Annotated in this window: 9 protein-coding genes; 1 reads left to right on the top strand and 8 read right to left on the bottom strand. The window is 50.0% G+C overall.

Annotation, left to right across the window (positions count from 1 at the left end):
• Window positions 1-31 precede the first annotated feature (31 nt).
• Window positions 32-1216, top strand: a complete 1185-nt coding sequence (locus tag ACMGDE_RS16680) for an MFS transporter (protein WP_436833960.1) — start codon at window positions 32-34, stop codon at window positions 1214-1216.
• A gap of 55 nt (window positions 1217-1271) precedes the next feature.
• On the opposite strand, the gene ACMGDE_RS16685 is transcribed toward ACMGDE_RS16680, so the two are convergent.
• From ACMGDE_RS16685 to ACMGDE_RS16720, 8 genes are all read right to left on the bottom strand, one after another.
• Window positions 1272-2177 carry a sugar phosphate isomerase/epimerase family protein gene (locus ACMGDE_RS16685; RefSeq protein WP_436833961.1) on the bottom strand — a complete coding sequence of 302 codons (906 nt, stop codon included), beginning with the start codon at window positions 2175-2177 and terminating at the stop codon, window positions 1272-1274.
• Window positions 2178-2207: 30 nt separating this feature from the next.
• Window positions 2208-2936: a (Fe-S)-binding protein gene (locus ACMGDE_RS16690; protein WP_436833962.1), complete on the bottom strand. Its 729-nt coding sequence runs from the start codon at window positions 2934-2936 to the stop codon at window positions 2208-2210.
• Window positions 2937-2956: 20 nt separating this feature from the next.
• A complete protein-coding gene (locus ACMGDE_RS16695; RefSeq protein WP_436833963.1) occupies window positions 2957-4252 on the bottom strand; it encodes an MFS transporter in 1296 nt (431 codons plus the stop codon).
• Window positions 4253-4326: 74 nt separating this feature from the next.
• Window positions 4327-5325, bottom strand: coding sequence for a sugar phosphate isomerase/epimerase family protein (locus ACMGDE_RS16700; protein WP_436833964.1), 999 nt, complete (start codon window positions 5323-5325; stop codon window positions 4327-4329).
• A 12-nt stretch (window positions 5326-5337) separates the two neighbouring features.
• Window positions 5338-7068 (bottom strand): RagB/SusD family nutrient uptake outer membrane protein, encoded by a 1731-nt coding sequence (locus tag ACMGDE_RS16705; RefSeq protein ID WP_436833965.1) that lies wholly within the window; start codon window positions 7066-7068, stop codon window positions 5338-5340.
• 57 nt (window positions 7069-7125) lie between these two features.
• On the bottom strand, window positions 7126-10617 hold the full coding sequence (locus ACMGDE_RS16710) for a SusC/RagA family TonB-linked outer membrane protein (RefSeq protein WP_436833966.1): 3492 nt from the start codon (window positions 10615-10617) through the stop codon (window positions 7126-7128).
• Window positions 10618-11025: 408 nt separating this feature from the next.
• Entirely contained in the window at window positions 11026-12075 is a 1050-nt protein-coding gene (locus ACMGDE_RS16715) for a FecR family protein (protein WP_436833967.1), read from the bottom strand.
• A 68-nt stretch (window positions 12076-12143) separates the two neighbouring features.
• Window positions 12144-12710, bottom strand: a complete 567-nt coding sequence (locus ACMGDE_RS16720) for an RNA polymerase sigma factor (RefSeq protein WP_436833968.1) — start codon at window positions 12708-12710, stop codon at window positions 12144-12146.
• Between the last annotated feature and the right edge of the window lie 48 nt (window positions 12711-12758).

Raw genomic sequence — 12758 nt, forward strand, 5'->3', positions numbered from 1 at the left:
AAGCTGAAAGAAATTGAAATGCAGGATCTTGATGAAAATGAAACAGGGTGAATTTATTGCACTGTCGGCTTCAACAATGACGCTGACAGCGTTGGGAATAGACATTATGCTTCCTGCATTCGGTGCACTGCGAAAGGATTTTAACCTCGATCCACATTCAACCGAAACCGCCAAAATCATCTCATCCTTTTTTCTTGGTCAGGTAGCGCAGATTATTTTCGGAACGCTTTCCGATCGTTTTGGACGATTACCCATTTTTCGTATCGGGTTCCCTCTTTATATCATCGGTGGTATAGCCGCCGCTTTCGCTCCCAGCCTTTCACTGATGTTAGTTGCACGCTTTATAGCCGGTGTAGGTGCATCAGCAGTTTTTACAACCACTATTGCAAGTGTACGAGACCGTTTTGTTGGCAATAAAATGGCACGAATCATGTCTTTTATTTTTACCATTTTTCTTTTTACACCAGTGATCGCCCCTTTTTTAGGGTCGGCTATTTTGCATCTTTCCTCGTGGCAAATGGTATTCTTAACACCTCCTTTGTTTGCATTGATCGTATTTTTATGGTCATCGCGTTTGGAAGAATCATTACCAAACAGCAAAAGAACATTCCTTGATTTCGCCAGTATTGGCAAATCTATGGGGAATGTTTTGCGCAACCGGACCTTTCTTAGATATACGGCCATTACCACGCTTCTTTTTACAACACTCAGTTCCTATGTGGCCAGCTCAGAACATATTATAGGCGGGCTTTACGGTAAGCCTGCGCTGTTTGCATGGATTTTTGGGGGCATGGGTCTGCTCATGGCTTTATCAGCCTTTGCTAATTCATACTTATCAACAAAATATGGAGCAAGGCAAGCTGTAAAATCCTTGCTTCTTATTTATACCCTTGTTGCAACCGGTTTGGCTATACTTACAGTACGTTTTGGGGATCCACCAAATATGCTTCTATTCTTCATTGCCGTTACACTAATGATGTCAATTAATCTGGCTGTTGAACCCAATAGCAGTGCTCTTGCACTTGAGCCTTTAGGAGCCGTGGCAGGGATGGCCGCCTCAATTTATGGTACCATTTTCTTTTCGATTGGTGCAACGCTGGGTTCAATAATCAGCAACCTGATGAGCAGTAGTGTTTTCCCGTTAGTGATAAGCTATCTTATTATCGGGATTAGCGGACTACTTCTGGCCCTAAATGATCGTCGCGCCAACTATTGATGATCAGTTGCTCGATTTGGGAAAGACTGAATATACGAATGCAGATGCGTGGGGACTAACTCAGCTCCGCTCCTACCCGCTCCAACAACCGCTTGGTGGCCTTGATGCCTGCTTCTTCGCTGACCGAGTCTCCTTCGTATTCGATCCCCACGTATCCGGTGTAGCCCGCATCTTTGACGATCTGCAGCATCCTGCGGTAGTCGATGCCGGTCTCATCGCCGTTTTGGTCGAAAACATGGCTCTTGGCGCTCACGCCCTTGGCCAGCGGCATCAGATCCGTTACGCCCTGGTAGCGGTCATATTCGTAAAAATTCCCGAAGTCGGGCAGGCTGCCGCAATTGGGTTTGCCCACGCCTCGCAGCACGGCACTCAGCCAATCACCGTGTGACGATATCCCGCCGTGGTTTTCCACGATGACATTGATGTCATGCTGGGCCGCAAACTCACTCAACCGTCCCAATCCGTCAATGGCGGCACTTTTGACTTCTTCCGGCGTTCCCTTTCCGGCGGCATTTACGCGGATGGCATGGCACCCCAGAAATTTGGCCGCTTCTACCCATTTGTAATGATTTTCAACGGCCGTTGTCCGTTCCTGATCAGCTGCCGCTCCCAACGCCCCCTCCCCATCGATCATAATGAGCACATTCTTGACACCGTGGTCCTTGGCTCTTTTGTTGAGTTCGCTCAAATAGGCTTGGTCCTTGGCCTTATCTTTAAAAAACTGGTTGACGTACTCCACCGCATGGATACCGAAGGTTTTCGCGGCGGTTTCCGGAAAATCCAGGTTATCCAGCTTGCCCGCAAAAAGGGTACGGTGCAACGACCACTCGGCAAGTGAAATATCAAAAAAGAGCTTTTGGTTGCGCACAGCCGATGATGCCGACTGCGCCACCGACGGTAATACCGAAAGGCTCAGCGCGCCTAGTCCGAGGTGTTTTAAAAATGATCTTCTGTCTGTCATGATATTAACAAGTTAAACGAATACAATTTATTAAATATTTGCCCAACCGTTGGCCAGTACATCCACCAGGTGCATGGTCTTGATCGGCAATTGGTGTTTATCAATATATCCCTGCAGGTGCAGCAGGCAAGAAGCATCCGTAGAAATGATGAAATCCGCTTCCATCGCCATTGCATGGTGGACCTTTTGTTCGGCCATGGCGCTGGAGATGGCCTCAAACTTCACGGCAAACGTTCCGCCGAAGCCGCAGCACGTTTCTCCCTGCGGCATTTCTACCAGCTCCAGGCCATCTACCTTGCCCAAGAGCTGCCTCGGTTCTTCCTTGATGTGGCATTCCCGCAGGGCCGAACACGAATCGTGATACACGGCGCGGCCCTCCAGCTCGGCTCCAAAGTAATCTTTTTTAAGTACATTCACCAAAAAATCCGAAAGCTCGTGGATGTTTCCCTGAATCGCCCGGCAACGGTTATGGACCATGGTATTGGTAAATAAGTCGTTATAGGCATTGCGGACCATGCCGGTGCAGGATGCCGAAGGCGACACGATGACCCGGTCGTCTGGGAAATCATGCAGAAACTTATGGCCTATTTTTTTTGCTTCATCCCAGAAGCCGGCATTGTAAGCCGGCTGCCCGCAGCAGGTCTGCTCGGGATTGTAATCCACCTCGCATCCGGCTTTCTCCAATACGCGCACCGTATTGAATGCTGTTTCGGGAAAAAGCTGGTCCATGAAACAAGGGATGAATAATGATACCGTCATATACTTAATCTAAACACTGGCTAGCTACGCTGCCCGGTCAACATCCGCCACAATAACACTAATCCGATCAGAAAGAACACACCCAAACATAATGCCGAATAGCGGATGTTGTTGGTCATTTGCTCAATAAGCGCAAACGAAAACAACCCAATGACGATGGCAATCTTCTCGGTGACATCATAAAAACTGAAAAACGAGGCCGTATCTTCCTCACCCACAGGTAATAGTTTGGAGTAAGTGGAACGGGAAAGCGACTGGATACCTCCCATCACCAGTCCGACCAGCGCAGCCAGCAGGTAAAAATGTACTTCGTGACGGATATAATAGGCCGCCACACAAACCCCGATCCATACGCATACCACCAACATCAATACCCGTACGTTGCCGATATAGCGGGCCAGCAACGACATGAGGTAGGCCCCGCCTATTGCCACCAGCTGGATAATCAATATCGTGGCGATGAGCTTGGGTGCCCCGAGGTGGAGTACTTTTTCGCCAAATGCCGCCGCTACGATCATGACCGTCTGCACGCCCATGGCGTAGAAAAAAAAGGCCGGCAAAAAACGCTTGATCTGCGGGATATCCTTTAACCGTTTCCACACCTCCTGCAACTCTGCGAATCCTTTACGCAAGACGTGTCGGGTGACACGTTGGTCGTTGCGTGTATCCTTGGGCAGCTTCCTGAACGGAATCTGGGCAAAGCCTATCCACCAGATCCCCACCAGGAAAAATGAAAGCCTTGCCGGGAAACTCGGATCGGTGATGCCAAACCACGCTGGCTTGAGCACAAAAACAAAGCAGATCACCTGCAACGTCACGCAGCCGATATAACCATAGGCGAACCCTTGGGCACTCACGCGATCCTGCTGATCGACCGTGGCGATCTGCGGCAAATACGAATTATTGAAGAGCACACCCCCCACATATCCCATGGCGGCCAGCGTGAAACAGGCGATCCCCCATTCCAATGTTTCGAGCTTGAAAAAAAACAAGCCCATGCAGGCTGCGCCGCCGAGATAGGTAAACACCTTCATGAAGGCTTTCTTGCTGCCCTTGAAATCGGCCAACGACGATAAAATGGGCAGCAGCAGTGCCATGAAAAGATAGGCAAAGGACAATGCGAAATTCGAAAGCGCGGTATTGACCACCCGGAAGCCCAGAAAATCAACCCGGTCGCCGTACGCTTCGGTATACGTGATGGCCGTATAATATGCAGGAAAAATCGTGGAGGTAATGACCAAGTTATACGCTGAGTTTGCCCAGTCAAACATGGCCCATGCCCGTATAGTGGGTCTATGGTTTTTTTGTATCGACATGCATAAAGTTGAACGGGCCTAAGATAGCATAAAAAGGAGTATCCGGCAAGCGCAGGCTGCCGGATACCCTATTTCTACGACAGCTCCCGTCCGAGCCTTTCGAGCAATGCCTTCGTCTTAGCAATGCCTTCATCCGCCGGGAGACTATGCCCCTCATACTCGATACCGATGTATCCGGTAAAACCGGCGTCTTTGACGAGCTTGAGGATACGTACATAATCGATGCTCGTCTCGTCGCCCTGCGCATTGAAATCAAATGTTTTTGCGCTTACCCCTTTGGCAAAAGGCATCAGTTCTGCCGTTCCCTGGTAGCGGTCGTACTCTTCCAGACACTCCGTAGCCAGGTAGGCCTCTACGGTCTGCTCCTTGGGCTCCGTCCGCCTGATACAAAAATTACCCATATCGGGTAGTGTCCCACAATTGGGCATCGCTACCGCTTTCATCACCCCGCTCAACCATCCGCCGTTAGACGAATATCCGCCGTGATTTTCAACGATGACCGAAAGATCATAGTCCTGCGCAAACGTGGCCAGCTGCCGTAGGCTTTCCGTAGCATACTGTGCTACTTCTTCGGCCGCGCCCTGCCCAGCTGCATTCACGCGGATGGCGTGGCAGCCCAGAAACTGCGCGGCGGTTACCCATTTATAATGGTTTTCCACCGCTTGCTTCCGGCGGGCGGCATCGGTATCGCCTAAATCCCCTTCTAAGTCACACATGATGAGCACACTCGTGATACCGTTATCGTCACACCGCTGCTTCAATTCACCTAGGTACGCCTGGTCATTCGCCTTATCGATAAAAAATTGGTTCACATATTCCACCGCGTTTATTCCGAAATGGTCTTTTGCGTACAGCGGGAAATCCAGGTGATCCAGCTGGCCGCTGAAGATCGCCCTGTTCAGCGACCACTCGGCCAGCGATAGCTTAAAAAACAGCGTATCGCTATCCACGGTTTCCTGCTCCTTTCCCGCACTCGGTCCTTGGCAGGAAAGCAACGGATGTACCATCGGATAGGCAGTGACCGCAGTGATCCCTATGCCCATTTGCTTAATGAACCTTCTCCGTGTGTTCATCGTTACCTCCAATCAATAACCCTCGTTCTGTATCAATGCACCCCCGCTCCTGTCGATCTGTTCCTGCGGTATCGGGAACATCGTATTCTTTTCTCCAAAATTAAGGTCGCCGTAAAGCCTATTGAAGGTTTCGCTGAAGCCCCCTTCAAAAGCCGAATAGCTTTCCAGTTCTTCCTTGGCGATACCCCAACGTACCAGATCAAAGTACCGGTGTCCTTCCAGCGCCAATTCCAACCTGCGTTCGAAACGGATGGCGTCCAGGGCGTACTCCTTCGAAGCAAACGCCGGATAAGGTTTTACGTTATATGCGGCGGCATCGGCGTTACCGATTTTCTTGGCCGGAAGCTGGGCTGCCCGATTCCGAATATTGTTGACCCGGGCAAGTGCGTAGGCCAGGTCTCCCGTTTCTGCAGCGCATTCCGCTGCCATCAGGTACACATCAGCCAGCCGGATGATCTGGACATCCAGTGCGGTCACGTTACCATCAGTCGCCAGGTTTCCCGTAAAATCAGCCTGGTCCAACAGTCGTTTGTAGGATACAAAAGGTCCGTGGGACGCAGGTTCACGGAGCCACGCATCGCCTGGAAAGATTCCCCAATCGTGGTAGGGTACCCCCCTGCGCCCGACGGTATAATCAAGCCGCGGATCCAATGCAAGGGATTTGTCTACTTCGTAATTTTGTTTAGCGCTTCCGGTCAACCCAAAATCCGATTTATAGGGATTATTCCGATAAGAGCCGTCGAGCATAGGCAGCCCCGATGACGTGACCCGAAATGAATTGACCAAATCAAAGGAGGGATTAAAAAAACCGCAGCAGTTCATTGGGGTTGGCGAATTTTGCACTCCCGCAAGCATATCGCCCACGTTGGCGTTGTCACCACTCCCGTTTGGATTGATGGCGTGCTGTGCAGAAAAAATCGTCTCCGGTCCATTTTCCCTATTGATATCAAAATTGTCCAGGAAAGGCAAGCTTTCCAGATCCGGCTTTGCAGCGATGACGTCTTTAAACAGCGCTAGCGCCTCGGCAAATTTCCCCTGATACAGGTACAATTTGCCGAGATACGCTTTGGCAGCAATGCCGTCTGCCCTGCCTACTTCACCCAGCGGCTTTGTGTCCGGCAGGTTCTGCACGGCAAACTGGAAATCGGCCTCAATCATAGGCAAGACATCTGTATTGTTCGAGATTGCGGCGGCATCGGCAGTAGAGACGGTTTCATCGATATACGGGATATTTTTGAACACCCGCCAAAGGAAAAAATAATAATGCCCCCGAAGCATCTTCGCTTCTGCTTCAACTTCAGCAGCCCGCTCGTCCGAGAATTTTTCGTCAGCGGTTTCCTGCACAATCTTCAACTGTCGCAGTGTGGTGTTGCACCGAATAATACCTTCGTAATAATTGCGGTACATGGTAGCCAGGTGTTCATTGACCGGAATAGCGGTGTGATGTTCGATTTCGAGCATCGTGCCCTGGTCGCCGGCTTCACTTCCCTTATGCGCATCACCACCGGCTACATCTCCATAGAGCCACTGACTGGGGGCCGACCCGTAATTGCCCCAGGTTCCATCCCGGTTGCCATTCATCAACCCGTACGCTCCGGTAAGCAGCCATTCCACGCCCTTGGTGCTGTTCAACTGTTCGTCTATCAATTGTCCCTGCGGTGTGCGGTCCAGGAAATCCGAGCTACATCCGCCGATAGCTATCATCATCACCGAGCATACAATTATTTTATATCGTGTTTTCATTATTGAAGAGTTTTATTGTTCAATGGTTGTAATCCGAAATCCAAATGTGCTCATCGCTCAAAACATAACACTCAGCCCCAATAGATACTGGCGCGGCACGGGATAAACCCCCATATCCACCCCGGGGCCGGTAAAGCCTGTGGATCCATATTGGCTCACTTCCGGGTCCATGCCACTATAACCGGTTAGGGTAAATAGGTTGGTCGCACTGGCATATACCCGTAGATTGGATACCCGGCCCTGAAACATACGATCCGTAGGCAGGGTATACCCGATTTGCAGGTTCTTCATCCGGAAAAAGCTACCGTCTTGTACGTAGTAACTGGAAGATTGCCGCTCGATGGTGGGTGCATTGGCATAGGCCGAAGGAATCATGCTCTCCGGATTGCTTGGACTCCAGGCATCCAGTGTACGGGTGCTTACCGAACCGGGAAATGCATAAAAGTCGGTATACTGACGGGTGAGATCAAACAGGTCATTGCCCTGCGACCCGTTAAAGAACATGTTGATATCAAATCGCTTGTAAGACGCACCCAGGTTAAGTGAATAGATGAAATCCGGATGCGGGTTGCCGATGATTGTCCGGTCATCCCCATCGATCGCATTGTCTCCGTTGATATCCGCAAATTTAGGGCCGCCCACACGGGCTCCTCCATACGAAGCGCTGTTCGCAATGTCATCTTCGCTTTGGTATATCCCGATCATATCATAGCCATAAAAAGCACCAAACGGCGCGCCGGCCCTTAATACGGAGGTCGTCACCTCGCGTAACGTGAGGTAGGGCTGCTCTTTGACACCGGGTGCGAGCGCAACGATATTATTGGTGTATTTGGAAAAGAATATGCCGACGTCAAACCGGAAGGCGTCCTCACTCATGTCGCCCACATAATGATAGTTTAAGCCAAGTTCAATACCGGCATTCTGCATGTCGCCGGAATTGACATACGGCGAGTTCCCTGTACCCACGGCGGCAGCGGGTTGCGGTACCGGATACAGTACATCGCTGGTGCGCCGGTCAAACCAGTCAAACGTACCATCGATCGTATTATTGAACAACGTAAAGTCGAGTCCGACGTTTACCGATTTCAGCTCTTCCCACTTCACAGCCTGGTTATCGTAGTCGCTGGTCCACAGTCCGCTCGAAAGGTCGTTGCCCCCGCCAATCGGATAAAACGACGGATTAACCCCCGAAGCATATCTTCTCATAAATTGGAATGAGGGAATACGTTGATTTCCCGTAACACCATAACCAGCCCGGATTTTGAGATCATTCACCCAGGAAACCGATTTCAGGAAACCTTCGTTCGATACCCGCCATGCAACACTGGCAGCGGGGAACGTGCCATAACGGTTTTCGGGTCCGAAATTTGACGACCCATCGCGGCGCACCGTAGCTGACAGTAAGTACCGGTCGTCAAACCCATATTCGACTCGTCCGAAAACAGAAAACAAGGATCCCTCGCTCCCCTCACTGCCGCCAACAGTGGTTGCAGCCGTATTGAGGTAATAATAATTGAGGTCGCCCGTTACAAAGAAATCATTTCCATTTCCCGTCAACTGGTGATAGTTTGACTCAACGGCCTCCGTTCCGGCAAGTACCTTCAACCTATGCACACCATTAAACGTGTTTTCATAGGTGGCGGTATTCGACCAGGTCCACTCGGTATTGGTACCCCGATACTCACTCAGCGTATTGTTCGTAAAGCTACCTTCCGAGCGTTCCGGGTTGGGATACCCGATGGACCTGCCGTTGAAATTCTCGTGGCGTAATCCGAAGGTAGTCCGGAAATTGAGCCCTTTTACCAGCTCCAAATCGGCAAAAGCACTTCCGAAAAACTGGCCGCTTTGGTTTGTGTTATCCTTCTGCCGGTATAGCACCGCCAGTGGGTTATCGGCATTGCCCATCATGCTACCCTTGGTACCCGCAAAATTGCCCATGATGTCGTATACCGGCACAATGGTTTGGATACGATAAGCCCAACCAATCGCCGAGTCCTCACCCTGGTAAGCGCCGGATCGATTTTCGTTGACGCCGAAGCCATGTCCGTTGGTAGCGGAGTATTGCATGTTTTCGCCAATCGTAAGCCGGTTGTCCAAAAAAGTAAAATTGGCATTGCTGCGGATGGTATACCGGTCGAACCCGGTATATTGATACGTCCCTCCCTGCTTGAATGCGCTTCCACTCAGTGCGTATACCGCATTTTCACCGCCGCCCAGGACACTCAACTGATAATTCTGTATCGGAGCGTTTTGCGTAATAGCATCGAACCAGTTGGTGCCGGCTTGATTTGCGGGGACAATGGTGTAATACTGTGCAGGATCCATCACATAACGATACTTCGAGGGATCGGCATCCTCTGCAGTGATTTGATGTCCCATTTTATCCCCGGCCAGCAGGTATTCGGGCAATGTTGGATGATCTGGATCCGAGCCATAGTTCTGGCCGGTCGTTCCGGTGGTACCCGGAGTTGCACCGGCATTTCTCTGCTGCCGGTATACATACTCCCCGTATTGCTGCGGGGTTAGCATTTCGGGGAAGCGGCTCCGGATGGGCGCCTGTGTACCATAATAGGTATCCAGTGTAATCTTTGGCGAACCTTTGCTCCCCTGTCTGGTGGTAACAATCACGACACCATTGTTGGCCCTGGCGCCATAGATGGAAGCTGCCGAGGCATCTTTCAGCACCTGCATGCTTTCGATATCATTGGAACTCAACCAACTTAGCTTACCCTCATAGGGCATGCCATCGATGATATAGAGCGGATCATTATTATTGATGGTACTGAAGCCCCGGATACGGATTTGCGGCGTAGCACCAGGCGCCCCACTGTTAATAATCTGCACGCCGGTAGCTTTACCCTGAAGGGCTTCAATTGGGCTGGCTGCCGGTTGTTGTTTCAATCCTTTTACATCCACTACAGCAACCGATCCGGTCAGATCTTTCACACGTTGCGTGGAGTAGCCGGTGACCACCACTTCATCCAGGGTGCTCTGCGATTCTTGCAGGGCGAGGGTGTATACTGCCTTTGCGCTATCCACTACAAACTCCTGTGCCGCAAAGCCGACATAACTGACTTCTATCACCTCCTTTGGCCGCACGGTCAACGAAAACTGTCCCTTTTCATTGGTGCTCGTGCCGCGCGTAGTGCCTTTTACCTTCACCACCGCGCCGAGTATCGGCAAATTGTCTTGTGCATTCGTGACAGTACCGGTAATGGTCATATCCTGGTATAGACTGTATAGTAAAATCTTGTCGTTTTCGATTTTATAGGTGATTCCGATTGGTTTAAAAACCTTATCCAGCACATGGCCCAAATCTCCGTAAATGGCGGACACCTTCAGTTTCCTGTCAGCTTTAATCGCAGAAGCGCTGTAAATAAAGTGGACATCCGATTGGTCTTCTAACGCAGCGATCATGTCTTTGATCGTGATCCGCTTAGCAGAAAACGCAATTCTTTTATCCATAATACCCTGTGCATCAGCGTGCTTAGCCTGAGTAGACAGTGCAGCGACCAGCGTGATAAGGGCATATAAAAAGGTGAGTCTCATCGCTATTTTGGTTAAAGCAATAATTCGTTCTTTTTTCATATTTTTGAAAAATTTATGGTTCGTAAACGGATTTTTTGAACTGTAAATCACTCCGGAATACATCCGGTGGGTGACCGGCAATACCCCCATATTGCCGGTCTTTTGATTATGTCTTTGGTTTTCTCATAACGGTATTTTTTGGTTAACACTGCACGCATGCATGAAGGCTCGATACGGTCCAACTGGGTACAAAACGACCATCAGGTACTCCCGCCGCGTCGGGACACCAATCATACATGATCAGTAAAAACGGTTAGCTGTGCTTGCTTACTGTCCGATTAAGATCGGCTGGCTAGTGGGTTAAGTTTTCTCATCTTTCATATTGATATGCATTAGTGTGTTTGGTATATAAAATGTGTGTTTATGTGGTCAGTCTTTGTGCCTCAAAAAAATAGTGGTGCCGCTTACTTCATAATGCGTACTGGTGACCGTGCTGATGATATCCAATTGCTTAAATAACCCGATCCCACTGATGTCACCGGTGAATGTAATGCCGGCCAAGCTGCTATCTGCTACTACATCTAACGCATAGAGGTCGCTAAGTGTTTTCGCCAATGCGGTCATCGAAATATCCCGAAAGGTCTCATGGCCAACGGCGTCCACTTGCTCGCTGATGGGCAGGGGGTTTTCCACGACGGTTTCTTCGATCCGCTGCGCCAACAATACCGCTTTTTGGTTAGTCGTGACAGACGCTTTTTCCGGTGCAGACAACATTCTTTTCACGAAATTGCGATTACCGACATTGTAGAATACGTCCACTTTGCCCGAATAAACGATCACTTCACCCTGCACCCCTTCCTTGGGGGCGCTTATTTTAAACTTAGTGCCCAGCACTTTGGTGATCATGCCCTCATGAAAAACCCAAAAGGGATTTTCCGGGTTGGCTGCGACGGCGAAGAAGGCATCTCCAGTCAAACGTACTTCCCGACTCCCGGCCTTGAACTGTTTGGGGTATTCGAGCTGTGCATTCGGGTAAAGCTCAACCAACGATTCATCCGGCAGAATGACTTTCATGTGATGCTTGGTGCCATTCGTTACCCTCACAATCGAATTGTCCAACACCGCGCTTGATGACGCAAACGAAGGTTTGACCGGATAGCACACAATGCGGAAGTAGAAGAGCGTGCCGGTGGTAATCAATAGCGCAGCGACGGCGGCTGCAACCAACCAAAAACGGACAGGCATTTTCGGCAAGTCGAGCGGCTTCCGCATGTCCGGCAGGTCCTCTTCCTTATTGATTTGGCTGTATATTTTATTCCAAATGACGTCTTCCATGACATCCAGATCACCGGCATCAAACGCGCCCTGATGCGTTTCGTCCAGCATGTCATACCAGTGGTGTACTAACTGCGTTTCTTCCGGTGTACATTTCCCATCCAGGTACCGCTGCAATAGCCGATGAAAGTTTTCCCTACTCATGAGTTCGCAAGGTAATTGGTCATTATATTAGTAAGTCTATTCAATCATGGCAACCCCTAAAAAAAATTTCAAAAAATTTCTTGCAGGAGTAACATGACGGATAGGAAATCTTTGAGGACAAGGCGCATGGTCTTCAGCGATTGGGTGATGTGATATTCCACGGCCTTTTCAGACAGGTTCAGTTTATTCGCGATCTCCTTTACGGAGTAGTGTTCCGTTCGGCTAAGCGTGTAGACGGTCCTGGTTTTCGAGGGCATCATGCCCACGCCTCTGTCAATGGCTTCGTTTAGTTCTTTGATCCGCATGGCGGCGTCCACGGGGTTTTGCGCATCAGGATGGTCGGCTAAGAAATGAAACCGATAGGTGCTTTCCTGCAACTGCGATTTCAGGTAGGTGATAAACCGAAAGCGCACCGCGGCGAACAGGTATGGGCCAAGATTCTTGATCACCGCAGATTTCCGGTTTTCCCATAGCGAAGCAAACACATTCTGCGTCAAATCTTCCGCCAAGGTCGTATCGCCCGATCGCTGCAATACCTGTGCATAGCAGCGCTTCCAATACCGTTTGTACAATTCCTTAAAAGCAGCTTGGTCGTCTTGACGTATCCGGTCGAGTAATTCAGCGTCAGTATCCATACCAGGTTTCGTCAGCAAGGCATTATCAATTGGTGACACAAACTTAAC

The organism is Parapedobacter brassicae (genome assembly GCF_051400755.1).
Lineage (GTDB): Bacteria > Bacteroidota > Bacteroidia > Sphingobacteriales > Sphingobacteriaceae > Parapedobacter.

Coding starts and splice junctions, on each gene's coding strand:
- ACMGDE_RS16680 (WP_436833960.1), top strand. CDS start 32: ATGAAAATGAAACAGGGTGAATTTATTGCACTGTCGGCTTCAACAATG.
- ACMGDE_RS16685 (WP_436833961.1), bottom strand. CDS start 2,177: ATGACAGACAGAAGATCATTTTTAAAACACCTCGGACTAGGCGCGCTG.
- ACMGDE_RS16690 (WP_436833962.1), bottom strand. CDS start 2,936: ATGACGGTATCATTATTCATCCCTTGTTTCATGGACCAGCTTTTTCCC.
- ACMGDE_RS16695 (WP_436833963.1), bottom strand. CDS start 4,252: ATGTCGATACAAAAAAACCATAGACCCACTATACGGGCATGGGCCATG.
- ACMGDE_RS16700 (WP_436833964.1), bottom strand. CDS start 5,325: ATGAACACACGGAGAAGGTTCATTAAGCAAATGGGCATAGGGATCACT.
- ACMGDE_RS16705 (WP_436833965.1), bottom strand. CDS start 7,068: ATGAAAACACGATATAAAATAATTGTATGCTCGGTGATGATGATAGCT.
- ACMGDE_RS16710 (WP_436833966.1), bottom strand. CDS start 10,617: ATGAGACTCACCTTTTTATATGCCCTTATCACGCTGGTCGCTGCACTG.
- ACMGDE_RS16715 (WP_436833967.1), bottom strand. CDS start 12,075: ATGAGTAGGGAAAACTTTCATCGGCTATTGCAGCGGTACCTGGATGGG.
- ACMGDE_RS16720 (WP_436833968.1), bottom strand. CDS start 12,710: ATGGATACTGACGCTGAATTACTCGACCGGATACGTCAAGACGACCAA.